We start from the raw sequence: 24,289 nt of genomic DNA on the forward strand, positions 1-24,289 counted from the left end.
TACTCGACCCCGATCGAGGTTGAGGCCGCCTACGCTGAGTCCCGGGAGCCCTCACCGGCCCCCGCATAGAAAGCGGAACGGAAGCCAGGGCGCTTCAACCCCGCCAAGAACTACCAGCGCCCCCAACAGCGAACCCCCACAGCCACGCCCCCAGCAGCCCCGCCGCCACCAACAGCGAACCCACGAAAAAAATCCTGAGCCGCGCCACCGTTCGTAAACGATGACGCGACTCAGGACATTCGGTGGAGCTAGGGGGATTCGAACCCCCGACCTTCTCATTGCGAACGAGACGCGCTACCAACTGCGCCATAGCCCCATGTCGCGCGGCGACCACGACAGATTAGCACTGAGCGGGCCGAGGCGCCGACTCGTCGCGGGACCCTTGACGAGGATCACAGATCCTCCGCCTCGACCATCGGACCTCACCGAGCGGCGAGGCGGGCGTCCTGGACCTGCTGCATCAGCTCGTCGAGCACGTCGATCCGCTCGGGCCCGGTGCACGCGACGTAGGCGGGCTGGAGATGGTCCGGACGGGCCGCGTCACCGGTGCCGGGCCAGGTGCGCACCGAGCCGCCTGCGCGGCGCAGGATGTGGAAGCCGGCTGCGATGTCCCAGGAGTTGATGGTGCCCAGCGCGGTGGCGTCGGCCCACCCCGCCGCGACGTAGGCCAGCTCGATCGCTGCCGAGCCGAGATGACGGACGGCCGAGACGTCGAGGGCCATGCGGACGTTCGCCTGCGCGGCCAGCTCCGGCAGTTCCTCGGTGACCCGGTGACCTGGGAACCCGGAGAGCACCAGGGCATCCGCTGCGGGGCGCGTGGAACGCGGCTGGATCGGGACCCCGTCGAGCAGGGCAGGCCCGTCGGCCGCGGAGAAGACCGTCCCGAGGATCGGCAGGTCGATGACGCCGGCGACGAGCTCGTCATCCACGGCGACGCCGATCGAGATGCAGAACAGCGGCAGTCCGGCGGCGAAGTTGCTGGTGCCGTCGATGGGGTCGACGTAGAAGGTCACGACCGGCCCCTCCGCGGGAGCGTCCTCGACGGGCCGCTCTCCGCCCTCCTCGCCGACGATGCGGCAGGTCGGCAGCAGTCGCCGCAGCTCGGAGACGACGATGTCCTCGCTGGCGCGGTCGTGCACGGTGACGATGTCGTGGCTGGAGGTCTTGTACTCCCGCGCCAGGTGGTCGCGGTCCAGCGAACGGATGTAATCGGCCGCGAGCGTCGCCGCCGAGCTGGCGATCTCCAGCAGCTGCGACGGCGCGGGGACGGGCTCTGACGGGGTGCGGGGCGCGGAGGAGATGCTCATCGCGACCAGAATATGTCGCTCCGGACCCGGCGCGCCGCCCCCGTCAGGGGGTGGGACCGTCACGCTCGTCCGCGGCCCCGAGACGTGTGGGGCCCGGGGTCGCGCCGGCCGGCGGCAGGCGTCGAATCGGTGCGCGGGGCCTGCGAGGTCAGGCGCCGCGGCGCCGTGCGAGGACCTCGTCGAGGCGGAGGTCGAGCGCCGGTGCGAACTCCTCATCGGCCGCTTCGAGCTCCTCGACATCGGCATTCTCGAGCGGCACCGAAGTGGCCTGCATGCTCTGACGATGAGCGGCATGCCGGGTGGCGAGATCCTCGACCTCGCCATGCAGGGCGTAGGTGGGGCGCGGGACCGGGCGCGGCGTCCACTCCCCCGCGGCGGCGACATGGTGGGCGGCGCGCTCGGTCACGGCCTCGAGGGGTTCGCGCCGAGCCGGCGCGTCCTGGTCCGGCTGCGAGGTCTCCGGCTTCGTCGGCGAGCTCGTGCCGGCCTCGGCCGCGCGGCGGGCGTTCTCCTGCTCGGCCCGCTGCCGGCGGGCGAGGGTCGCGGCGCGGGTGAGGCGGGCCCTGCGCTCCAGCTCGGCGCGGCGGAGTCCGACCAGATAGGCGGCGAGGCCGATCACGGCGATGGCGGGCACCCACCACGGGGCGACCTGCACGGCCGCGAGAGCGGTCAGGGCCAGTGATCCCAGCAGCAGAACGGTCAGCACGGTCCGCTGGACGCGGCGCGAGCGCGCACGCTCCTCGAGGTGGTCGATGCGGATACCGGGCACGGCGTCGAACCGGGGACGGCTGGTGGGGTCGGCAGGGCGCAGGAGCAGACGGTCCTGGGACATGGGGGCATTCACCTCACGGGACGAACGGCGGGAGTGGACGGCTGCGGACAGATCCCGCGCCTCCGAGGTCATCTCGGTGAGTTCAGCTGCGCGGGCGCGCCCCATCACGTCGCGACGGCTCGCGGTGCGCGGGAGGGCATAGGCCACCCACAGCAGCAGCAGCAGGCCGAAGAGCACGGCCCCGAGGTTGATGGACTCCACACCGACACAGTAATGACACCGATGTGATTTCCCTGGTCACGTGGCGGGCGTGTCGCGGGGGAACTCTCTGTGAAGTCGGGCGAGGACCCCACGGCCCTGATCGTCCGTGGCGACTTCATCGGCGGTGAGCGCGAAGACGAGGTGATCCCGCCAGGCCCCGTCGACGTGGATCGCGGAACGGCGCAGCCCTTCCGATCGCAGGTGGAGCTTCTCCACCACGCGCAGGCTCGCCGCGTTGTCGGGCCGCACCGTGACCTCGATACGGTGCAGACCCAGCTCGGCGAAGAGATGGTCGATCACCAGGGCGGCCGCGCGCGGGACCATCCCGTGACCGGCCTGACCGCGGTCGATCCAATAGCCCAGCACTGCCGAGCGCAGGGCGCCGTACTGGATGGGGCCGGCCGTGATCTGCCCGGCCAGCCGGCCGCGGACGGTGATCGCCAGGGGCAGATGAACCCCCAGCCTGGCCTGCTGCTCGTTCCAGCGGCGCACCGTGGAGAACGGCAGCTGCCGAGCGTCGCGCTCGGGATCGGTGGCGTCCCAGGGGCGCAGCCAGTCGCTGTTGCGCTGACGCAGGCGCTCGAAATCGGAACGGTCGCGTCGCCGCAGGGGGCGCAGCGTCAGCTCCCCATCGCGCAGGGTCAGCGGCCAGACATGAACCATCGCGTCATCGTAGACGCGGCGATGCCTCCGTGCGCAGGTGGTTCACGGAGCCCGTGGAGTCCTGTGGGACTCTGGTGCCATGGGCGCGGACACGGACCCGGACGCGATCATCCGGCGCAAGCGCGAGCTGCGCAGCACGCTGCGCGCCCGCCGCTGGCAGCGCTATGGCGGTGACTCCGGTTCCCGGCGCCGCGAGCAGGAGGCGGGACGGCTGCTCGAGCACGCCGCTCCCCTCGTCTCCCGTCTCGAGGCGCAGGCGGCCCGCGGCGGCGCCCCGCTGGTCGCCGCCTATCACCCCACGCCCACCGAGGCCGACGTGATGCCGCTGGTGGGTGCGCTCGCCGCCGCGGGCGCCGAGCTGATCTTCCCCGCGGCCGCCGGACGCGAGCTCGAATGGGTGAGGTGGGACGGCCTCTCCGGCTTCGTCGACTCCCCCGGTCGCGGCTTCGGGAAGGAGCCCACCGGTGCCCGGCTCGGACCGGACGCCCTGGCAGGCGCGGCCCTCGTGCTGCTCCCGGCCGTGGCGGTGGACCGATCCGGGACCCGGATCGGTCACGGCGCCGGGTACTACGACCGCGCGCTGACCGCCGTCCGCGTGGGCACACCGGTGGTGGCCGTCGTCCACCCCGACGAGCTGCTGGAGGCCGGGACCCTGCCGCGCGCCGCCCACGACGTCCCTGTGCCCGCGGTGCTCACGGCCGACGGTCTCGTCTGGCTGGTCACGAACGACGCGTCCTGAGCACCTCGGGCACGTCGGCGGCCGTAGAATCATTCCGGCCGCGTCGCCCGCGGCCGCGTTGCGACGAACATCCCGGAGGATTCCGCGTGCCTACCTATGTCTACGCCTGCAAGAGCTGCGGGCATCGCTTCGAGAAGTACCAGAGCTTCAGCGAGTCCTCGCTGGTGACCTGCCCCGAGTGCACGCAGGATGCGCTGCGCAAGGTCTTCGACTCGGTGGGCATCGTCTTCAAGGGCTCCGGCTTCTACTCCACCGACTCCGCGAAGTCGGAGACGGCCTCGGTCGAGTCCGGCAAGGGCGGGTCCGCTTCCGGTTCGGCGTCGACCGAGTCGGGCGCGAGCGGTTCCGGGGATTCCGGGGCCGGCAGCTCCGGCGACTCCGGCACCTCGGCCTCCACGCCGGCTGCCGCCTCGGCTGCGCCGGCATCCTGACGGTCTGGCGTGCTGACGTCCTGAACGGGCTCCGCCCCTCCGAAGGGGCATCCATGCCCTGATGTGCTCGCGGACGGCGCGACGGCGCGCGATGGTTCCTCCCCAGCGCGCCGTCGTCCACCGTGGGAGTGCGGCCTCGGATCGTGGCCCGGTTCCGGCCTAGCGTCGAGGCCATGTTCACACGGTTCCGCGCTCATCTGCCCGCTTGGCGACGTGCACTGCGCAGGCGCCGCCGCACCCTGATGGTGCTCGCCGTCGCCTTGCTGGCCGCCACCTTGGTGCCCACCCTGCTGCCGCCCGCCTCCCAGGGGACGCCGGTGGTGATCGCCGGCGCGGACCTCCCCGCGGGCACGGTCCTGGAACCAGGACACCTGCGCACCGTGCGCGTCGCCGCCGAACTCGTCCCCGACGGAACCGCGCAGTCCCCCGCGGAGGTGCTCGGCCAGGAGACCGCTCTCGCCGTCCCCTCGGGGACTCCGATCCTGTCCGGGCTGCTGGACGGGGGCGCCGCGGCGATCCCGGAGGGTTCCTCCCTGCTGGCGGTTCCGGTTCCCGCTGTGCTGACGCCCCATCTCGGTCCTGGGTCCGAGATCGAGGTGCTCACCTCGTCTCCCGTGACCGCCGGCACGACAGCCACACCGGCCCGCGTCGTCGAGCTCTCCGAGGACGGGGAGGGAGAGGCTGCCGTGCTCGATGCGGGGTCAGCGGGGCAGGCGTACGTGCTCGTCGCCGTCGACCGGAGCCGAACCGCCGAGCTCGCGCGCGCGATCGGCGAGGGAGCGGTGACGATCTCGATCATCGGCTAGAGTCCCGATGAGTCCGCTCTGTCGACTCTCCCCGTCCCACTCCTCAGTAAGGATGACCCATGAAGGGCTTCAAGGACTTCATCATGCAGGGCAACGTCATCGATCTCGCGGTCGGTGTCGTGATCGGCGGTGCGTTCACCGCCCTGATCGGTGCGTTCGTGGAATACCTGATCCAGCCCGTGATCAACGTGTTCGGCGGCAGCGGGAACACCAACGGTCTCGCCTGGCAGATCACCAACGAGGCGACGGTGGTCAACTTCGGCGCCATCATCTCCGCGATCATCGCCTTCCTGATCACCGCAGCCGTGGTGTACTTCGTCTTCGTCCTGCCCATGACGCAGGCCCGCAAGTTCGACCGCAAGCGCCGCGGCCTCCCGGTGGAGGAGGAGACCACCGCGCCGGAGGACGTCCAGCTGCTGACCGAGATCCGCGACCTGCTCCAGGCCCAGGCCGGCGGCACCGCCCGGCCCGGCACCACCCCGCCCCAGATCTGAGGACCTCGCACCCCTGAGTAAGAACACCGGTGCTGCGGCACCACACTCCCGTGACGCGGGGCGGACCCGAGCGGCCCCGCCCCGCGTCGATCATGTGGATCCCCCCGCGCGGGGAACCGAGCCGGACTCCTCCTGCGAATCCCTGCCGGATCCCGCCATCGACATGGTGACCGGGTGGTTCAGCCGTGAGGGGCGCGACCTCCCGTGGCGCCACGAGCACGTCTCGGCGTGGGCCATCCTCGTCTCCGAGGTGATGCTCCAGCAGACCCCGGTGGTGCGTGTGCTCCCCCGCTGGCGCGACTGGATCGAGCAGTGGCCCACTCCGGCCGACCTCGCCGATGCGCCGACGGCCGAGGTGCTGCAGCGCTGGGACCGGCTCGGGTATCCGCGGCGAGCCCTGCGCCTGCAGGAATGCGCGCGGGCGATCGTGCGAGAGCACGGCGGAGAGGTCCCGCGCGGAGAGGATGCTCTGCGCGCACTGCCCGGCATCGGTGAGTACACCGCCGCCGCGATCACCGCCTTCGCCCATCATGAGCGGGCCGTGGTGGTCGATACCAACATCCGGCGGGTGCTGGCGCGCGCGGTCCAGGGCAAGGCTCTGCCGGCACCGTCGTACAGCGCTGCCGAACGCGCGCTCGCGACGCGCACCCTCCCCCTCGAGCGTCGACGGTCCGTGCAGTGGAACCGAGCGGTCATGGAACTCGGGGCGCTGGTGTGCACTGCCCGTTCCCCGCGCTGCGAGCAGTGTCCGCTGGCCGGGGCCGGATGCGCGTGGTTCGCCGCAGGCCGGCCCGCCACCGAGGACGGCGCGCGGCGCCGGCAGGCCTTCGAGGGCACCGACCGGCAGATGCGAGGCCAGATCATGGCCGTGCTGAGGCGAGACGGCGACGCGACACGGTCCACTTTGCTGGCTCTGGATACCGCCGACGCCGCACGGGTCGAACGCTGCGCGAACTCCCTGGTGGCCGACGGGCTCGCCGTGCGTCAGCAGGACGGGCTGCGCCTGCCCTGACGTGCAGCTGTCGGCATCTGCCCAGCCGACTACTCGGGCCTGGCCCGCCCGTCCAGCTGCTTGATCATGCGCGTATTGCCGAGCGTGTTCGGCTTGACCCGCGCGAGGTCCAGGAACTCGGCGATGCCTTCGTCGGGCGAGCGCAGGAGCTGGTTGTAGATCTCCGGGTCGACGTCCTCGGACATCACCTCGAAGCCGTGCCGGGAGAAGAACTCCACCTCGAAGGTCAGGCAGAACACGCGGCTCAGCCCCAGCTCCGTCGCCCGCTCCAGCAGTGCGAGCAGCATCCGATGGCCCAGCCCGGTGCCGCGCTGATCATCACGCACCGCGAGGGTGCGGACCTCGGCGAGGTCCTCCCACATGACGTGCAACGCGCCGCACCCGACGACATCGCCCTCCTCGTCGACGGCGACCAGGAACTCCTGGACCGCTTCGTAGTAGGAGACCAGGTCCTTGCCGAGCAGGATGCCCGTATGCGTCATCGGTTCGACGAGGCGGTTGATGCCCCGCACGTCCGCAGGAAGCGCGGGCCGGATACTGACGCTCACGACGGTCTGTCCTCTTCTCGGGCGGGAACTCTGGCGGGGTCCTCGGATCCCGGGGAGTCGCGGGAAGCTCCGGGGTCGCGCGGATCTGCGGAGCCGAGGGCATCCGGTGAGTCGCTGGGAGCTGCGTTGTCGCCGGGGTCCGGTGAGTCCGTGAGGGCTGGGGAGTCGCGGCGATCGGTGGCCTGCTCGGGATCGGTGTCCTCGTCCGTCCCCGCGGCGTCACCGGAGTCGTCGTCCTCCCCGACCCGGTCACGCACGGCATCACCGCGACGTTCCGCGCGTCGGTCCAGCACCCGGTGAACCGTGTTGATCGCTCGCTCCACGACCAGGGCGAGCACTCCGGCGGCCACCAGGGCCACGGTGATCGCCATCAGATGATTGTCCTCGAACCACGAGCCGGCCACCACGCCGATCGCACAGGAGTAGACCGCCCACACGAACGTGGACAGCAGTGAGCGCGGCCAGAACTTGCGGTGGGGGTAGTGCACCGCCCCGGCCACCAGGTTCACGGCGGTGCGGCCGAAGGGGATGTAGCGGGCGGTCATGAGGAACAGCAGAGCGCGCCGCTGCAGGCCGCGGTCGGCGGCGTCCACCGCGCGTCGGCCCTTGCCCTCGCGCAGGAACCTGAAGCGCTCCCAGCCGACCTTGTTCCCAAGCAGGTACCCCAGGTTGTCGCCGCTCCAGGCACCGAGCCAGGCGGCCAAGCCGATGAGGATGATCGAGGGCCTGCCCGAGCTCGCCCACAGCGAGGACAGCGTCACGATGGTCGATTCGCTGGGCACGGTCGGGAAGAACCCGTCGAGGGCGGCGAAGGCGTAGACGACCAGGTGGACCCACCACGCGTCCGCGACGGCGAGGATCCATTCCTCGATCTGCCCCGACAGGGACAGCAGCCAGTCGATGAATCCGCCCATGCGTCCTCTCCGTCCGCTGCCTCTGCTGGGGGCCCGGCGTCACCGCGCGGGCTCGTCGCCGCACGGGATGGGGCGAACCGCTCCCGATCGGCCGGAGATACGGCGGAGCGGGAGCGGTTCGTGAGCGGCCGGCCTCATGGAGGCCGGCCGACGTCGAGGGGCCGGCCCCGCCGCTGGGCGGGGCCGGCCCGATCAGGAGGCGCTGGCCTCCGCGTTGTCGTCCTCAGGGGCGCCCGCATTGTCGGGGCGGGCCAGATCCTCGGCCCTGGCCTGGGTCATCGACTCCACATCGATGTCCTCCGTGATCGGCTCCAGGGTGCCGTCGGCTCCGCGGCGGTTGAAGGTCAGCTCGCCGAGCAGCCCCTCGCCTTCGGAGTCGACCACGATCGTGTCGCCGACGTGGACCTGCCCGAAGAGGATCTTCTCCGAGAGGGCATCCTCGATGTCTCGCTGGATCGTCCGGCGCAGCGGCCGGGCACCGAGGACCGGGTCGTAGCCCTTGTCCGCGAGCAGCTTCTTGGCGCCCTCGGTGAGCTCGATCGTCATGTCCTTCTCGGCCAGGCGAGCCTCCAGCTTGGCGATCATCAGATCGACGATCTGGACGATCTCGTCCGGGGACAGCTGCGGGAAGACCACGACGTCGTCGACACGGTTGAGGAACTCCGGCTTGAAGTGCTGCTTGAGCTCCTCGTGGACCTTCGACTTCATCCGGTCGTAGTCGGTGTTCAGATCGCCGCCGGCGCTGAAGCCCATGGACACGCCCTTGGCGATGTCCCGGGTCCCGAGGTTGGTGGTCATGATGATCACGGTGTTCTTGAAGTCGACGATGCGACCCTGGGAATCCGTGAGGCGACCGTCCTCGAGGATCTGCAGCAGCGAGTTGAAGATGTCCACGTGGGCCTTCTCCACCTCGTCGAACAGCACCACGGAGAACGGCTTGCGGCGCACCTTCTCGGTGAGCTGACCGCCCTCGTCGTAGCCGACGTAGCCGGGGGGCGAGCCGAACAGGCGCGAGGCGGTGTGCTTCTCGCCGAACTCTGACATGTCCAGCTGGATGAGGGCGTCGTCGTCGCCGAAGAGGAACTCGGCGAGCGCCTTGGCCAGCTCCGTCTTGCCGACGCCCGTGGGGCCGGCGAAGATGAACGAGCCGCCGGGGCGCTTGGGATCCTTGAGCCCGGCACGGGTACGACGGATCGCCTGGGACATGGCCTTGATGGCCTCGTCCTGACCGATGACCCGCTTGTGCAGCTCGTCCTCCATGTGGAGCAGCCTGGAGGACTCCTCCTCGGTGAGCTTCACGATCGGGATGCCGGTCGCGGCCGCCAGCACCTCGGCGATGACCTCCTCGCCGACGGTGGTGACGACGTCGGACTCACCGTGGCGCCATGCCTGTTCCTTCTCATCGCGCTCGGACTTCAGCTGCTGCTCGGTGTCCCGGAGGGAGGCGGCGAGCTCGAAGTCCTGCCCGTCGATCGCCTCCTCCTTCTTCTTACGGGTCTCCTCGATCTTCGCGTCGAACTCCTTGAGCTCGGGCGGCGCGGTCAGGCGACGGATCCGCAGCCGGGCACCGGCCTCGTCGATCAGGTCGATCGCCTTGTCCGGCAGGAACCGGTCGTTGACGTACCGGTCGGCGAGATTGGCGGCGGCCACCAGAGCGGCATCGGTGATCGTCACCTTGTGGTGCGCCTCGTAGCGGTCACGCAGTCCCTTGAGGATCTCCACCGTGAGCGCGACCGAGGGCTGATCCACCTGGATCGGCTGGAAGCGGCGCTCGAGCGCGGCATCCTTCTCGATGTGCTTGCGGTACTCCTCCAGGGTGGTCGCCCCGATGGTCTGCAGCTCGCCACGGGCGAGCATGGGCTTGAGGATGCTGGCGGCGTCTATCGCGCCCTCGGCGGCACCTGCTCCCACGAGGGTGTGGATCTCGTCGATGAACAGGATGATGTCGCCGCGGGTGCGGATCTCCTTGAGCACCTTCTTCAGGCGCTCCTCGAAGTCACCGCGGTACCTCGAGCCCGCGACCAGCGAGCCGAGGTCGAGGGTGTAGAGCTGCTTGTCCTTGAGCGTCTCGGGGACGTCGCCGGCGACGATCGCCTCGGCCAGCCCCTCGACGACGGCGGTCTTGCCGACGCCGGGCTCGCCGATCAGCACGGGGTTGTTCTTGGTGCGGCGCGAGAGCACCTGCATGACCCGCTCGGCCTCCTTGTCCCGGCCGATGACCGGGTCGAGGTTGCCGTCGCGCGCGGCCTGGGTGAGGTTGCGGCCGAACTGGTCCAGCACGAGCGACCCGGAGGGCTGGCCCTCGGAGGGGCCGCCGGCGGTGGCCGGCTCCTTGCCCTGGTAGCCGGACAGGCGCTCGATGACCTCCTGGCGCACGGCCGACGGTTCGGCCTTGAGGCGGGAGAGCACCTTGACGGCGGTGCCCTCGCCCTCGCGCAGCAGGCCGAGCAGGATGTGCTCGGTGCCGATGTAGTTGTGGCCCAGCTGCAGCGCCTCGCGGAGGCTCAGCTCGAGCACCTTCTTCGCGCGGGGCGTGAAGGGGATGTGCCCGCTGGGGGTCTGGTTGCCTTCCCCGATGATGTCGCGAACCTGCTCGCGCACGGCATCGAGGGTCACGCCGAGGGCCTCGAGCGCCTTGGCGCCCACTCCCTCGGCTTCGTGGATGAGTCCCAGCAGGATGTGCTCGGTGCCGATGTAGTTGTGGTTCAGCAGCCGGGCCTCGTCCTGTGCCAGGACGACGACGCGACGGGCGCGATCGGTGAAGCGTTCGAACATGGTCCTCCCCCGTCCGGTGGTGGTGTTGCATCGAGACTACGCGCGTTCGCCGCGGATTCCCCGCCTGTTCGCCGCGGGCGTGATGCGGGAGGGGCCTGATCGCCTGCGGAGCGGGAACGGCACAGTCCGACCCCGTGGTCGGATGAGCCGCCCTGGGAGGATGCCGGCCCGTAGCATGATCATCCGACCTGTCCGTCCTCATCGTCAGGAGCACGCCATGGGAGCCATCGTCGGCGGAATCATTCTCTTCATCCTCGGCGCGATCGCGAGATTCGCTCTGGAGTTCGACCTGCCGGGCCTGGACTCGGCGATGCTCGGCACGATCCTCATGGTGGGCGGCGCCGTGCTGTTCGTCGTCGGCCTGCTGCTGATGCTGCGCTCGCGCAAGACCGTGGTCAACACCGAGAGCGGGCCGGGACGCACCGTCTCCGAGCGCCGGGATCCCCCGCCCACCGCCTGAGCCACCCTGAGGTGCTCCGCGCCGGCGACTGCTCCGCACTCGCGATCAGCACCTCGGCTAGCATCAGGATCACCGTGACCGGCACGAACACCGACCGGTCCGAGCGAGGAGTGGAGCGCGATGGCGGCACCGCATGCCGTGACGGACCGGGCTATCGATGCGATCAAGCAGATGATCATCGAGGGCGAGCTGGGCCCGGCCGATCGCCTGCCGCCCGAGAAGGAGCTGGCCGAGCGGATCGGGGTGAGCCGCAACTCCCTGCGCGAGGCGGTGAAAGCCCTCTCGGTGATCCGGGTGCTGGACGTGCGTCAGGGCGACGGCACCTACGTCAGCTCGCTGGCCCCGAACCTGCTGGTCGAGTCGCTGGGTTTCGTCCTGGATCTGCACCAGGGCTCCGCGGAGGGCAAGATCCTCGAAGTGCGGCGCCTGCTGGAGCCGACTGCGGTGGAGCAGGCGTGCCCGCATCTCAGTGAGCACGACGTCGAACGGCTCGAACAGCTGATGGTCGACCTCTCCGAGCAGTCCTCGGTCCAGGAGCTCGTCCAGGCGGACATCGACTTCCATCAGCTCATCGCCAGCCGCTGCCCCAACGCCTACCTGTCCTCCATGCTGGAGGGGCTCGCGAGCGCCACCGCGCGGGCCCGGGTCTGGCGCGGCCTGACCGAGGATTCGGCCGTCGAGCGCACCCTCGCCGAGCATCGCCGGATCCTCGATGCGCTGAAGGCCGGCCGCGGAGATCTGGCACGCGTCCATGCCGCGGCCCACATCGCCGGGGTCGAGAGCTGGATCCTCAAAGGCGCAGCGCTCGACTGACTCGACGGGGACGCCCCGATCCACCGGAGCGCCGCCGGCCGCATCCCGGTAGGCCGGTTCGCGACGTCAGACGTCGTGACCAGGACGGATGCTCAGATCTCCCAGACCTCTCAGACCTCGCAGACCTTTCAGGGCCGTGCACGCTCCAGCCGCCGGTAGACGCGAGCGGCGGTTCCGCTCCGGATCTCCTGGCGCTGGTCCGCTCCGAGCTCTGCGATCAGAGCCAGCAGGTCCGCCGTGCCCGATCCCAGGTCGAAGGCGGCCGGTGCGATCGGCCAGTCGCTGCCGAACATCAGTCGCTGCGGCCCGAACGCCTCCACGGCGGTCTCGACGGCCCAGCGCAGCTGCCGGGGCCGGCGCGATCCGGTCCCGCTGGTGGACAGTCCCGACAGCTTCGCCACGGCCGACGGGTGGGCGGCCAGATCGCGCAGGCCGCTTTCCCACTGCCCCATCGCCCGGTGGTCGCCGAGAGGAGGCTTGCCCAGGTGGTCGAGGACCACCGTCAGCCCGTCGACCTCCCCCACCACACGGGCGGCCTGGTCCAGGTGCCGCGGGAAGGCATCGGGGATGTCCAGCGGCAGCCCGCGCCCCGCGAGCAGAGCCAGGCTCTCGCGCACCTCGGGACGGTCGAGGAACCCGGGGTCGGGATCGTCATGGACCAGGTGCCGCACCCCGACGATCCGGTCCATCGCCTCCGCGTCGGCGAGCAGCTCCGCGGTCCGCGACGGATCCGCCAGCGGCAGCCAGGCCACGACGTCGGCCCGGACCACGGGACTGGGATCCTGCTCGATCCGGGCCGCTGCCCTCTGCAGGGCGCAGGTGTCGGCGAGGGTGTCGTCGGCCTGGACCAGGACGACACGGTCCACGCCGAGCCGGGCGTGCTGCGGGGCGGCCTCCTCCCAGCGGGAATCGCGGCGCAAGGGTTCCGGCGCGGTGTCCAGCCAGCCGTACCCTCCCCTCGAGAGGTCCCACAGGTGCAGGTGGGCATCGGTGATCCCCTCAGCCATCGATCGCCTGCCAGAGCTCCTCGGGGATCTCGCGCGCCATCCGCTCGAGGTTCTGCCGCACCTGGTCTCCGGTGCGCATCCCCAGGACGACAGAGCTGATCGCCGGGTGGCGCAGCGGATACCGCAGGGCGAGGTCGGGCAGTTCGGCCCCGTGCCTCCGCGCCAGGGCGGCCAGCTGACGGGCTCGCTCGAGGAGCTCGACGGGGGCGCCGGCGTATTCGTACCGGGCATCCTCCGCCACCTGGGGCCGCGAGAGGATGCCCGAATTGAACACGGACACGGCGACCACCTCGACGCCGTGCTCGCGGCACGCGGGCAGCAGTTCGCGCGCGGCGGGCTGTTCGAGCAGGGTGTAGCGGCCGGACAGCATGATCACGTCGACCATGCCGGTGCGCACGGCACGCGTCAGCACATCGACGTCCTTCGAGCCGACGCCCACCTGAGTGACCAGGCCCTCCTCGCGCATGGCGACCAGGGTGGGCAGGGCGTCGGCGAAGGCCTGCTCGGTGGGACCTTCCTCGGGGTCATGGAGATAGAGGATGTCCACCGCGTCCAGGCCGAGTCGTTCCACGGAGTCGGCGTGGCTGCGCCGGATGCCGGTCTCGCTCATGTCCCAGCGGCGCACGTGGTGGTCGGGGACGGCGAACCCGTGGGCGCTGTCGTCCCCGGTGCCGGGCCCCGGCTCGAGCAGCCGGCCGACCTTCGTCGAGAGCAGGTATTCCTCGCGCGGGTACTCCGCGAGCAGGGCGCCCAGTCGCCGTTCCGAGGTGCCCAGGCCGTAGTGGGGCGCGGTGTCGAACAGGCGGATGCCGCCGTCCCACGCCGCCTGCACGGCACCGGCGGCTTCCTCGTCGCTGGTCTCCCGGTAGAGATTGCCGAGCTGGGCGGCGCCGAAGCCGAGGGCGGGGAGCCGAGGCGCGCTCACGGCCGCGGCCCCGTGCCGGGCAGGCACCACACGTGCTCGATGCCCGTGTCGTCCCCCGCGTAGGAATCGGCGACCTCGAGGAACTGGTTGATGTGCTCCTGCCAGCGCTGGTTGGCGGGAGAGGCCGCCAGCATCTGGCGCATCGCGCGGTAGTCCTCCACCTCGACGAGGTGGAAGAGGTCGCGGCCGTCGCGCCAGATGCGCCAGGAGTGCACTCCGGCGCGGCGCAGCACCGGGTCGAGGTCCTCGGGGATCTCCTGATGCTCGCGGACGTAGTCCGCCTCGTGGCCGGGTGCGATACGGGTGTGCAGGGCGATGGTCTCCATCTCGCTCACTCCTTCGCGCTGTACGCCCGGGCCGGCGACTCCTCGAGCCACAGCTCGACGACGGGCAGCAGCACGTCGGGGCGCCGGATCGGCAGGGTCAGCGTCGCGACATCCTCGCCGATCCCGCCGATCGTGGTGTTCCACGCGGCCTGGCCCGGGTCGATCGTGCTCACGGCCACCTCGGACCCGTCGTGCAGGAACCGTGCGAATCGCACCCGGCCGGCCAGCCCCCGCAGATGCACGTGCTGCATGGGCCACACGGCCAGATGGACATAGAGTCGATCCCCGCGCTGGGTCAGGAACGCGCCCGGCGGTGCCTCGATCCCCTCGGCCGGGCCCGCGCCATGGATGGAATCGGCATGCACGTCCATCCAATCCGCCAGCCCCGCGAGGATCTCGCGGTCCGGCGGGGAGACGGCGCCGCGCCCGTCCGGGCCGACGTTCAACAGCAGATTGCCGCCCTTGGCGACGGAATCGACCAGCATCCGCACCAGCAGGTCCGGGCTCTTGTGGTCGAGGTTGTCGCGGTCGTAGCCCCAGCTGCCGTTGGTGGTCTGGCAGGCCTCCCAGCGCACCGGACTGCCGTCGGCCCCGGTCATCGGGGCGACCGGCTGATACTGCTCGGGGGTGACGAGGTCGCCGGGGATGCCGAGGCGGTCGTTGACCACGCACGTCGGCTGGAGCTCGCGGACCATCCCCAGCAGCGTGTCGGCGTCCCAGTCCTCGGGTCCCTTGCCGTGGGGGCCGGGGTCGGTGAAGTCGAAGAAGAGGTAGTCGATGGTCCCGTAGTTCGTCAGCAGCTCCCGGACCTGGGCGTGGAGGTACTCGCGATACCGAGCCATATTGCGCTCGGCATTCAGTGCGACGACGTCGGGCCGATCCCGCAGCGGATGGTTGTGGTCGATGGTGAAGTCCGGGTGGGCCCAGTCCAGCAGCGAATAGTAGAAGCCGACGTGGAGGCCTTCGGCGCGCATCGCGTCGACGAACTCGCGCACCAGGTCGCGCCCGCAGACGGCCGGTGCGGAGTAGTCGGTGTGCTGGGAGTCGAACAGGCAGAATCCCTCGTGGTGCTTCGTGGTCAGGACCGCATACCGCATGCCTGCCTGCCGGGCGCGCCCGGCGAGCTCGGCCGCGTCGAACCGGTCGGGGTCGAAGACCTCCGCGTAGCGTCCGTAGTCCTCGAGGGTGCGCTTCTCGCGGGTCATCGACCATTCGTGGCGCGCGGGGACGGCATACAGCCCGAAGTGGACGAAGAGACCGAAGCGCGCCTGGTCGAACCAGCCGTGGGGGTCCGCGTCGGCCTGCGGCGAGGCGGGTGGGTCAGGCGTGGGCGACATGGGCGGGATCCTTCCAGACGGGGCCGTCCGGGAACAGGTGCTCGCGGACGGAGGACTCGTGCATGCGGGCTCCGGAGCCGGCGGCGTCGGGGGCGCGATACGCGCCGTCCTCGATCCTGACCGGGTCCTCGAAATGTTCGTGCAGGTGGTGGACGTACTCGATGACCCGGTCCGGGCGCTCCCCCGCGACAGCCGCCGCGTCGAAGAAGGCGTAGTGCTGGACGAGCTCGCACAGGCCGACGCCACCACCGTGCGGGCAGACGGGGACACCGAACTTCGCGGCCAGCAGCAGGATCGCCACGTTCTCGTTGACTCCTCCGACACGTGCGGCATCGAGCTGGAGGACATCGACAGCGCCCGCCTGCAGCAGTTGTTTGGCGATGATCCGGTTGTGCATCTGTTCGCCGGTGGCGACCTTCACAGGCGACACCGCCCGACGGATCGCGGCATGGGCCAGCACATCATCAGGGCTGGTGGGCTCCTCGATCCAGGCCGGTCCCTCCGGCGCCAGGCGCTGCAGCCAGGCCACCGCCTCCTCGACGTCCCAGCGCTGGTTGGCATCCAGGGCGATCGGATACCCCGGTCCCAGTTCCTCGCGAGCGATCCGGAGCCGGCGGGCATCGTCCTCCACGTCGCCGCCGACCTTCAGCTTGACCATGCCGAAGCCCTCAGCACGCGCCTCCCGCAGCAGGCGCACGAGCTTCTCGTCGCTGTAGCCGAGCCACCCCGGAGAGGTGGTGTACGCAGGGATGCCGACCCCCTGGAGAGCGGCGATCCGCGCGGTCTTGCCCGGCTGCGCGCGACGAAGCAGCTCCAGCGCCTCCTGGCGGGTCAGGGCATCGGAGAGGTAACGGAAGTCGACGAGATCCACGATCTCCTCCGGCGAGAGCTGCGCCAGCAGCAGCCACAGCGGTACGCCCTCGCGCCGGGCCCGCAGATCCCACGCAGCGTTGACCACGGCACCGATCGCCATGTGCATGACGCCCTTCTCCGGGCCGAGCCAGCGCAGCTGGGAGTCGCCGACGAGCTCGCGGGAGAAGCCGCCGAGGTCCGACAGGAGAGCCTCGACGTCGCGCCCGACGACATGATCCGCCAGGGCCCGGATAGCGGCGCACTGGACGTCGTTGCCGCGTCCGATCGTGAACACGAGGGCGTAGCCAGCATTCCCATCGCTGGTCATCAGCTCCAGGTATGCCGCCGAGTAGTCCGGGTCCGGGTTCATGGCGTCGGAGCCGTCGAGGTCGCGCGACGTGGGGAAGCGGACGTCGTGGACCGTGATTCGCGCGATGGTGGTCAACGGGCAGAGCCTTCCCGAACGGCACTCACCGACACCGGCCCGGCATGCTCCTCCTGCATCGGGAGGCTGACGCCTTCGGCGGGCCAGTCATAGCCGGCAGGCAAATGGTCCAGGCCGATCGTGAGCCCTTCTGCAGGCCCTCCGATGAAGATGTGGCACTGTCCGTCCTTCTCGACGGCGCGGGCCCATTCCGCTCCCGGGATGTCCAGCTCACCGAGGCCCTGCGCACCGGAGAGATGTGGTTTGTGGATCGCCATGAAGTCTCCGAGTTCCTCGAGCGCCTTGACCTGGAGATCCGGGAGAGTGCCATCGGCCTTCGGGCCGACGTTCAGCAGCACCCGCCCATTCTTCGACGCTGCATCGACGACGTGACGGATCACGTCAGCGCCGGAGAGGTACTGCTCCGGACCTTCGACCTGGTTGTATCCGAAGGAGAGGCCGACACCCCGGCAGTTCTCCCATGCTTCGCCGTCAGGGATCGTCCCTGCTTGGTACTCCGTGGTGATGAAATCGTGGTGCGCTCCGGCGTATCGATCGTTTATCAGGCCTTCCGGGCGCTGGCGATAGAAGTACTCCAGCAGCTGCCCCAGCCCTCCCTCCTCGAAGTGGAAGTTCTCGTCCGGCCATCCGATGTCGTTCCACAGCACATCTGGCTCGTAGCGGTCGATCAGATCCCGAACGTGGGCGGAACAGTAAGCTCCATACGCGTCGTCGCGGGGCCGCTTGCGATCTCGTACATCCTCACCGCTAGTCAACGGCTCGGTGGGACGGACGTACCAGTCGAGCCCGCCGGAATAGTAGACGCCGAAACGGAGACCGGAATCCTTTGCTGCTCGCGCGATCTCCCCGACCAGGTCCCGTTTCGGGCCCCGGCGCACGGTATTGCGGCTCCCGGTCCCCGGCGCATCCCACAGCGGAATCCCGTCGTGGTGCTTGGTCGTCGGGACGACGTAGTCGGCTCCAGCGCGAACGAAGAGCTCGGTCCAGGACGCCGGATCAAACGCACTGGCGTCCCATCGGTCGAGGAAGTCGTCGTAGGGAGCATCACCGTGCACGCGGCGGTGGTGCACCTGTGCAGGTGAGCCTTCGATCCGAATCGTGTTGAAGTACCACTCCGCGTACGGATTGTGCGCGAACCAGCCTATGTCGTCCTCGATCGCACCCAGCTCGGCCGTCGGCTCCGCCCATGCCGGGACCGAGTAAGCCCCCCAGTGCACGAATATCCCCAGAGGTGATTCCCGGAACCACTCAGGCGTCCGGTGCGGTAACTGGTCCCATCGTTCCCCGTCACTCATAGCTTTTCCTTTTCCCTCAAACGACAACGATTCACTGTGCAGCTGCTCTCGCGCACCGGTGGCCCGGGTCAGTCTCATCGGCCACCGAATCCACCCATGCTGACGCCCTGTTGCAACTGCCGCTGCAGCAGCACGACGATCACGAGACTGGGCACCACCACGAGCGTGACGGCCGCCATGAGCGGACCCCAGTCCGTGCCGCGCTCTCCGGAGAACATTTGAAGCCCGATCGGCACCGTGGCCATCGATGCGTCGTTGACGACGATCAACGGCCACAGGAAACTCCCCCAGTAGTCGATGAACGCGAATACGAAGACCACCGATATCGGCGCCCGTAGGAGCGGGACGATGACGCTGATGAGCGTCCGTAGGCGGCTGGCGCCGTCGATCGTCGCGGCTTCCTCGTAGTCCGGGGGCAGGCTCAGCATGAACTGCCGAATGAGGAAGGTTCCGAACGCCCCGAACGCGAAGGGCAGTACAAGCGCCGGATACGAGTTGACCAGCCCGGCCTTCTGCATCATCAGATACAACGGGATGATCAGGACCTCTTGGGGCAGCACCATGGTGGCGAGGAAGGCTCCGAACAGAGCGGCGCGACCGCGAAATCGGAACCGGGAGAACGCATACGCACTCAGTACCGACACGGTGACCGTCAGCCCGGCGCCCAGCAGAGCTACGACGAAGCTGTTCGCGATGATCCGTCCGAAAGGGATCGCGGTCCATGCCGTGGTGTAGTTCGACCATTCGATCCGCGAACCGACGAAACTGGTGCCGCTCGCGAAGACCTCGTCGGTCGGCTTCAGCGACGTCGCTGCCATCCAGATGAACGGGAAGATGAAGATGATGCCGACGAGGACCAGTAGGGATTTGGAGACCACCTGAGGCCCCGCTGCCGCTCGACGACCATGGGTGACAGTCTCAGCTGTCATAGGTGACCCACCTCTTCTGCTGTGCGAACTCGAGCGCGGTGATCAGCATGACGAGCACGAAGAGGACCCACGCGAGAGCCGAGGCGTAACCGAGCCGGTCGAAGGAGAAGCCACTTCGGTACAGGTGGAGGACAAGGGTGTTCGTCGCGTTGCCCGGGCCGCCCTCGGTGAGGGCGTAGGGCTGGGCGAATACCTTGAAAGCTCCGATCACCGTCATGATCGTGCAGAAGAAGATGGTCGGCGAGAGCATCGGGAATACCACCCGGAAGAAGCGACCGACCGGCCCAGCCCCGTCGATCCGAGAGGCCTCGATGACACTGGGATTGATCCCGGCGATGCCGGCCCCGAGCACGATGATGTTGTAGCCCATCCCCTGCCACAGGGACATGACGACCAGCGAAGTCATCGCCCATCCCGGGGTGTTCAGCCATTGCGGACCGTCGATCCCGACGGTGCGCAGCGCTTGGTTGACGATGCCGTCATCGCTGAGCATGAGGCGGAAGATCAGTGCGTTCCCGATCATCGGCGTCACGACGGGGATGAAGAAGAGCACTCGGAAGAAGGATGCCCACCGGCCACCGAGATTCATCAGCCAGTAGCTGATCCCCAGCGCTACCGCCAGGTTGACCGCGGTGTACACGACGGCGAATATCAAGGTGTTGCGCAGACTCACCCAGAAGGCCGGATCGCCGGCGATCATGTTGCGGTAGTTCGCCAGACCGACGAAGCGAGGCGCCCCGAACAGCGGCCAGTCGAAGAAGCTGATGACCAAGGATGCGGCCAGCGGCACGACGATGAAGATCGTGAAGCCGAGCATCCCGGGGCTCAGATAGACAGCCGCTGCTCGTGCGCCGCTGCGCCGGCGAGTCCCGGTCATGGCAGTGCCACGACCGGCGCTCGCCCCGGGGCGCCGTGGAGGCGCCGGGACCGTCGCTACCATCAGGCGGTCGCCCCTTCGATCGCCTCGAGGATCTCTTGGGCCGTCCGATTGCCGCGAAAGCCGTCCGTGGAGTATTGGCCGAACTGGGAGCCGACCTCGTTCCAGTTGGGCGTCGTCAGCAGCGGCTCGCCATTCTGCGCCAGCGACGTCACGGCGGCCACATTGTCCTCTGCCTTCCCCTCAGCCCAGCGCTCCTCCTGATTCGCGACGGAGGGGAACGTCCCACGAGTGTTCGCAACGTCGCCGATCACCTCGGGCGTCGTGATCGCCTGGATTGTCCGGAAGGCCGCTTCCGGATCATCCGCATTCGAGGCGATGCCGAATCCTGAACCTTGGATCATCCCCTTGGGCTCACCCGACTCCGAGGGGACGACCGCGACCGCGAGGTCGTCGCCGAGGGCATCGACATACGCCTGGTACATCCATGGCCCGTCCAGATACATCGCGACGTTCCCGTTCATAAGGTCCTGTTGAGCCGCGGGCTCGGAATCGACCGCAGCCGGGGCTTCAGCCACGCCGTACTCGGTGACCAGATCGAAACTGAACTGGATCGCCTCCACGATCTTCGGGTCGGTCAGTGTCAGCGTCCCGTCGGTGACCGGGGTACCGCCGTTGGCGAAGCCGATGGACATGCCGAGATGCACGAGCCCCGCGGAGATCGCGAGCCCGTGTCGGCTGTCCGTCGTCAACGCCGTGGCATCGTCCAGGAACTGATCCATGGAGTAGCGCGTGCTCGGCACCTCGAGGCCTGCGTCCGCGAACATGGCGCGGTTGCAGAAGAGCACCATCGGTTCCGCGTCATAGGGAATAGCCCGCACCGAACCGTCCACGGTCATTCCCGAGATCATCGCCTCGTTGTACTGCGCGAGGTCCACACCGGCGGCCTCGGCGAGCTCGTCCAATGGGGCCAGCAGAGCCTCAAGTTCCTGCGCCCGCGCCGCTTGCGTGGTCAACAATGCTGGAGCGTCTCCAGAAGACATCCTGGTCTTGACCTTCGTCCAGTAGTCCTCGAAGCTCGGCCCCTCGAGGGCCATGGTGAACTCCGGATCCGACTGCTGCGCGGCCGCGATGAAAGCCTCCCACTGAGCGCGGTCGTTGTCGTTCGAGATCCAGGTGTACAGGGTCGTGCTCGGATCCGTCCCGCTCGAACCGCCCGATCCTCCGCACGCGGTCAGGGCCGCGAGCGGGGCCAGCGCCCCGAGACCGGCGATGGCCGCGCGGCGTGACAGTTCCTGTGGGGCCCTCGTCGCTTTCATAGCGTCTCCTCGTCGATGAAGATCGTCGTTGTTCTTCACTGCGCCACCTGCCCGAACCACACTCGCCCAGACATCGGATCTCTCAACGGCACGTCCCACTATGATCGAAGACGTCGGATGAATCAAGAGTAGCCTCACAGCGCCCCAGCCGATGGATTTGACCGCTAGAGCATTGCGGCTGGCCAGAAGCCTTCGCGGGGGCAGGCGTGCACACCACCACGGCTCACCACGACGAGACATCGGATGGCTGGCGTAGCGCGAGCATTAGTCGAGGGCCTGATCGGTACCGCATTAGCGTGGTGAAAGCTCGGAACCGTCCTGCCTCTGCCGTGTGGACGGCGGCTTCTGCCACAGCAGGGCCTTCTCTCGATCTCTCCGGTCAGCGCGGAGCCGAACACCTCCGTCGGACGCCCGGATCTTGACTGGGGGATCGCCGCGGTCCCTCTGGGCTGCCTGGCGTAGAGCCGCGCAGTCGAGGAGATCGCGCGAGCGACATACTTCGACTCTCTGACGGTCAGAAGTGACCCAGGCATCACGCCGGGAGATAGCCTGCACCGCATGACCGTTTCCCGAACCCCGTCGGACCGTGCCGGGACCCCGGCCTGGGCCACGCGATTGATCGAGGCGATCGAGCGCATCTACCTGGTGCTGCGCGTGAACCTGGTGTGGATCGCCCTGAGCCTGGCCGGTCTCGTCGTCCTCGGTGTGGCCCCGGCCAGCGTGGCCGCCTCCGATGCCTTCATCGCCGCTCGCCACGGGGCGAAGGTCCGCGTCCTGGCCACGATGTGGCCGAGCTTCCGTGAGCATCTGGTCACCGCCAACGTGCGCATGCTTCCGCTGATGGTAGTCCAGGCCGGCTCGGTGGCGATGCTCTGGATCGTGGCCGGAGGTGCGGTGGAGACGCCGATGATGAGCGCCGGGCTCGCGAGTCTCGCCGCGGTCAGCGCCGCCTGGTCCACGGCGAGTGTCGCCACGATCATGTCCACGCCGCGGGTGCGCCGGCAGGATCCCTTCGTGGCGTGGCGGCTGGCGCTGCTGCTGCCCGGAGCGATGCCGGTGCGGGTGATCGGCCTGACCCTCGGCCTCATCGTCTGGATGGTGCTGTGCTCCCTGGTATGGCCGGTGGCCGTGCTGCTGGGAGCCGCGGCGGCGATCGACCTTGCCACGAGCCTGCTGAGCCGGAAGGTCGAGCTGCTGCTCGAGGAGATCGAGAACAACCGCGCCGCCGCATCGTGACGTCTCCGCCCTCGAGGCGGAGCGCTGTGGATGCGTTCGCGTCCTACCCCGCCGCGCGGGATACCCTGGCGGTACGGCCGCCCGGTGTCGCGCGAGTGATCGCGCCGCACGCCGTCGGGCGGCCCCGTGCGAGCTGGAACGGAGAGACATGGCTGACCTGGATGTGACCCGTGCGGACGTGGTGCTGATCGGCGGTGGCGTCGCCAGTGCCACCCTCGCCGCGATGCTCACCGAGCTGGAGCCCGAGTGGGACCTCGTGGTCCTCGAGAAGCTGGACACCCTCGGGGCGGAGTCCAGCGACGCCTGGAACAACGCCGGCACCGGCCACAGTGCGCTCTGCGAGCTGAACTACACCCCGCAGGACGTGGACGGCTCGGTCAGCCCGGCCAAGGCGATCTCCATCAACGAGCAGTTCCAGGTCTCCCGCCAGTTCTGGGCCCACCTGGTCGAGAACGACCGTATCGGCGACCCGTCGGACTTCATCCACTCCGTGCCGCACATGAGCTTCGTGCACGGTCTCGACAATGTCGACTATCTCCGCCGCCGCCACGAGGCCCTGGTCGCCAGCCCCCTGTTCGACCGCATGGAGTTCACCACCGAGCACGCCCAGCTGGCCGAGTGGGCACCACTGGTCTCGCAGGGCCGCCCGGTCACCGAGACCATCGCCGCGACCTACTCCCCCGACGGCACCGACGTCGACTTCGGCGCCCTGAGCCGTCAGCTGCTGGACTTCGCCGGACGCGTCGGCACCACCGTCTCGACCGGTTCCGAGGTCATCGACCTGCGCCGGTTGGGTGAGGACTGGGGCGTCATGGTCCGCGATACGGCCGACGGGACGATCCGCGTGGTGCGCGCACCCCGCGTCTTCGTCGGCGCCGGCGGCAACGCGCTGCCGCTGCTGCAGAAGTCCGGGATCGACGAGATCCGCGGCTTCGGCGGGTTCCCCATCTCCGGGCAGTGGCTGCGCTGCACCGATCCCGAGATCATCGACCGTCACGAGGCCAAGGTGTACGGCAAGGCCGCCGTCGGCGCCCCGCCGATGAGCGTCCCCCACCTCGATACCCGGTACGTCGCAGGGCAGCGCTCACTGATGTTCGGTCCCTACGCCGGCTGGTCCCCGAAGTTCCTGAAGTCCGGCCGGTACACGGACCTGTTCGCGTCGATCAAGCCCTCCAACGTCACGCAGATGATGGCGGTGGCCCCGCCGAACCTGGATCTGATGATGTACCTCGCCTCCCAGCTCGTGGCCACCCGTCACCAGCGGTTCGAGGCGCTGCGGGAGTACATGCCCTCGGCGCGGGAGTCGGACTGGGAGGAGGTCACCGCCGGACAGCGGGTCCAGGTGATCGCACCGGACCGCGACAAGCACGGCGTCCTCCAGTTCGGCACTCAGCTGATCACCGCCGCCGACGGGTCCATCGGCGGCATGCTCGGCGCGTCCCCGGGGGCGTCGACCGCCACCAGCATCATGCTGAACGTCCTCGAGCGCATGTACCCCGACCGCATCGACGCCTGGCGCCCGACCATCACCCAGATGGTCCCGAGCTGGGGCACGAAACTCTCGGACGACCCCGAGACGGCGCACCGGACGCTGGAGCGCACGGCGGCCTCCCTGGGCCTCGAGCACCCCTGACAGCGGCGCCGGGGACCGGCCCGATGAACCCCGGGACGGCCGCCGGCACCGCAGATGCACGAACACGACGCACGAACCCACCATTCGAGAACCCACGAACTCCGAAGGCGCGA

General features: G+C 69.2%; 24 protein-coding genes and 1 tRNA gene. 9 read left to right on the forward strand and 16 right to left on the reverse strand.

Annotation, left to right across the window (positions count from 1 at the left end; genetic code table 11):
* Positions 1-243: 243 nt before the first annotated feature.
* From ACFQRD_RS00005 to ACFQRD_RS00020, 4 genes are all read right to left on the reverse strand, one after another.
* A tRNA-Ala gene (locus ACFQRD_RS00005) sits at positions 244-316 on the reverse strand.
* 106 nt (positions 317-422) lie between these two features.
* Complete coding sequence (locus ACFQRD_RS00010; protein WP_377019266.1) at positions 423-1,307, reverse strand: inositol monophosphatase family protein; 885 nt, start codon at positions 1,305-1,307, stop codon at positions 423-425.
* Positions 1,308-1,455: 148 nt separating this feature from the next.
* Complete coding sequence (locus ACFQRD_RS00015; RefSeq protein ID WP_377019265.1) at positions 1,456-2,340, reverse strand: hypothetical protein; 885 nt, start codon at positions 2,338-2,340, stop codon at positions 1,456-1,458.
* Positions 2,341-2,376: 36 nt separating this feature from the next.
* The gene (locus ACFQRD_RS00020) at positions 2,377-3,003 is read right to left on the reverse strand and encodes a GNAT family N-acetyltransferase (RefSeq protein ID WP_377019264.1); all 627 of its coding nucleotides are present in this window, start codon (positions 3,001-3,003) and stop codon (positions 2,377-2,379) included.
* A gap of 79 nt (positions 3,004-3,082) precedes the next feature.
* On the opposite strand from ACFQRD_RS00020, the gene ACFQRD_RS00025 reads away from it, so the two are divergent.
* From ACFQRD_RS00025 to ACFQRD_RS00045, 5 genes are all read left to right on the forward strand, one after another.
* The gene (locus ACFQRD_RS00025; RefSeq protein ID WP_377019263.1) at positions 3,083-3,742 is read left to right on the forward strand and encodes a 5-formyltetrahydrofolate cyclo-ligase; all 660 of its coding nucleotides are present in this window, start codon (positions 3,083-3,085) and stop codon (positions 3,740-3,742) included.
* Between the two features lie 86 nt (positions 3,743-3,828).
* Entirely contained in the window at positions 3,829-4,173 is a 345-nt protein-coding gene (locus ACFQRD_RS00030; protein ID WP_377019262.1) for an FmdB family zinc ribbon protein, read from the forward strand.
* A gap of 173 nt (positions 4,174-4,346) precedes the next feature.
* A complete protein-coding gene (locus ACFQRD_RS00035; protein ID WP_377019261.1) occupies positions 4,347-4,979 on the forward strand; it encodes an SAF domain-containing protein in 633 nt (210 codons plus the stop codon).
* A gap of 59 nt (positions 4,980-5,038) precedes the next feature.
* Positions 5,039-5,473 carry a large conductance mechanosensitive channel protein MscL gene (mscL, locus tag ACFQRD_RS00040; protein WP_377019259.1) on the forward strand — a complete coding sequence of 145 codons (435 nt, stop codon included), beginning with the start codon at positions 5,039-5,041 and terminating at the stop codon, positions 5,471-5,473.
* Between the two features lie 163 nt (positions 5,474-5,636).
* Positions 5,637-6,485, forward strand: coding sequence for an A/G-specific adenine glycosylase (locus ACFQRD_RS00045; protein WP_377019272.1), 849 nt, complete (start codon positions 5,637-5,639; stop codon positions 6,483-6,485).
* Positions 6,486-6,514: 29 nt separating this feature from the next.
* Here the strand turns inward: ACFQRD_RS00045 and ACFQRD_RS00050 are convergent, their stop codons facing one another.
* From ACFQRD_RS00050 to ACFQRD_RS00060, 3 genes are all read right to left on the reverse strand, one after another.
* Positions 6,515-7,033, reverse strand: a complete 519-nt coding sequence (locus ACFQRD_RS00050) for an amino-acid N-acetyltransferase (RefSeq protein WP_377019258.1) — start codon at positions 7,031-7,033, stop codon at positions 6,515-6,517.
* The gene (locus ACFQRD_RS00055; protein ID WP_377019257.1) at positions 7,030-7,947 is read right to left on the reverse strand and encodes a VTT domain-containing protein; all 918 of its coding nucleotides are present in this window, start codon (positions 7,945-7,947) and stop codon (positions 7,030-7,032) included. The genes ACFQRD_RS00050 and ACFQRD_RS00055 overlap by 4 nt, the downstream gene beginning before the upstream one ends.
* 192 nt (positions 7,948-8,139) lie before the next feature.
* Positions 8,140-10,722, reverse strand: a complete 2,583-nt coding sequence (locus tag ACFQRD_RS00060; protein WP_377019256.1) for an ATP-dependent Clp protease ATP-binding subunit — start codon at positions 10,720-10,722, stop codon at positions 8,140-8,142.
* Positions 10,723-10,939: 217 nt separating this feature from the next.
* Here ACFQRD_RS00060 and ACFQRD_RS00065 point away from each other — a divergent pair, with 217 nt between their 5' ends.
* Positions 10,940-11,182 carry a DUF6458 family protein gene (locus ACFQRD_RS00065; protein WP_377019255.1) on the forward strand — a complete coding sequence of 81 codons (243 nt, stop codon included), beginning with the start codon at positions 10,940-10,942 and terminating at the stop codon, positions 11,180-11,182.
* 120 nt (positions 11,183-11,302) lie between these two features.
* Entirely contained in the window at positions 11,303-11,995 is a 693-nt protein-coding gene (locus tag ACFQRD_RS00070) for a FadR/GntR family transcriptional regulator (protein ID WP_377019254.1), read from the forward strand.
* Between the two features lie 128 nt (positions 11,996-12,123).
* Here ACFQRD_RS00070 and ACFQRD_RS00075 read toward each other — a convergent pair whose 3' ends face one another.
* From ACFQRD_RS00075 to ACFQRD_RS00115, 9 genes are all read right to left on the reverse strand, one after another.
* Positions 12,124-13,002 carry an amidohydrolase family protein gene (locus tag ACFQRD_RS00075; RefSeq protein WP_377019253.1) on the reverse strand — a complete coding sequence of 293 codons (879 nt, stop codon included), beginning with the start codon at positions 13,000-13,002 and terminating at the stop codon, positions 12,124-12,126.
* Positions 12,995-13,927: an aldo/keto reductase gene (locus tag ACFQRD_RS00080; RefSeq protein ID WP_377019252.1), complete on the reverse strand. Its 933-nt coding sequence runs from the start codon at positions 13,925-13,927 to the stop codon at positions 12,995-12,997. Before ACFQRD_RS00080 ends, ACFQRD_RS00075 begins: the two co-directional genes overlap by 8 nt.
* On the reverse strand, positions 13,924-14,253 hold the full coding sequence (locus tag ACFQRD_RS00085; RefSeq protein ID WP_377019251.1) for an L-rhamnose mutarotase: 330 nt from the start codon (positions 14,251-14,253) through the stop codon (positions 13,924-13,926). The genes ACFQRD_RS00080 and ACFQRD_RS00085 overlap by 4 nt, the downstream gene beginning before the upstream one ends.
* Before the next feature lie 5 nt (positions 14,254-14,258).
* On the reverse strand, positions 14,259-15,590 hold the full coding sequence (locus ACFQRD_RS00090) for an alpha-L-fucosidase (protein ID WP_377019249.1): 1,332 nt from the start codon (positions 15,588-15,590) through the stop codon (positions 14,259-14,261).
* A complete protein-coding gene (locus ACFQRD_RS00095; RefSeq protein WP_377019248.1) occupies positions 15,574-16,887 on the reverse strand; it encodes an enolase C-terminal domain-like protein in 1,314 nt (437 codons plus the stop codon). The genes ACFQRD_RS00090 and ACFQRD_RS00095 overlap by 17 nt, the downstream gene beginning before the upstream one ends.
* Positions 16,884-18,182, reverse strand: coding sequence for an alpha-L-fucosidase (locus ACFQRD_RS00100; protein WP_377019246.1), 1,299 nt, complete (start codon positions 18,180-18,182; stop codon positions 16,884-16,886). Before ACFQRD_RS00100 ends, ACFQRD_RS00095 begins: the two co-directional genes overlap by 4 nt.
* A gap of 74 nt (positions 18,183-18,256) precedes the next feature.
* Complete coding sequence (locus ACFQRD_RS00105; RefSeq protein ID WP_377019245.1) at positions 18,257-19,111, reverse strand: carbohydrate ABC transporter permease; 855 nt, start codon at positions 19,109-19,111, stop codon at positions 18,257-18,259.
* On the reverse strand, positions 19,101-19,988 hold the full coding sequence (locus ACFQRD_RS00110) for a carbohydrate ABC transporter permease (RefSeq protein WP_377019244.1): 888 nt from the start codon (positions 19,986-19,988) through the stop codon (positions 19,101-19,103). Before ACFQRD_RS00110 ends, ACFQRD_RS00105 begins: the two co-directional genes overlap by 11 nt.
* 62 nt (positions 19,989-20,050) lie before the next feature.
* Positions 20,051-21,346 carry an ABC transporter substrate-binding protein gene (locus ACFQRD_RS00115; protein WP_377019243.1) on the reverse strand — a complete coding sequence of 432 codons (1,296 nt, stop codon included), beginning with the start codon at positions 21,344-21,346 and terminating at the stop codon, positions 20,051-20,053.
* A gap of 519 nt (positions 21,347-21,865) precedes the next feature.
* Between ACFQRD_RS00115 and ACFQRD_RS00120 the strand changes: the two genes are divergently transcribed.
* Together ACFQRD_RS00120 and ACFQRD_RS00125 are read left to right on the forward strand one after the other, a co-directional pair.
* Positions 21,866-22,543, forward strand: coding sequence for a DUF624 domain-containing protein (locus tag ACFQRD_RS00120; RefSeq protein WP_377019241.1), 678 nt, complete (start codon positions 21,866-21,868; stop codon positions 22,541-22,543).
* A 148-nt stretch (positions 22,544-22,691) separates the two neighbouring features.
* A complete protein-coding gene (locus tag ACFQRD_RS00125) occupies positions 22,692-24,176 on the forward strand; it encodes a malate:quinone oxidoreductase (protein ID WP_377019239.1) in 1,485 nt (494 codons plus the stop codon).
* Positions 24,177-24,289 lie beyond the last annotated feature (113 nt).

Source organism: Brachybacterium sp. GCM10030268 (genome assembly GCF_042666305.1).
Lineage (GTDB): Bacteria > Actinomycetota > Actinomycetes > Actinomycetales > Dermabacteraceae > Brachybacterium.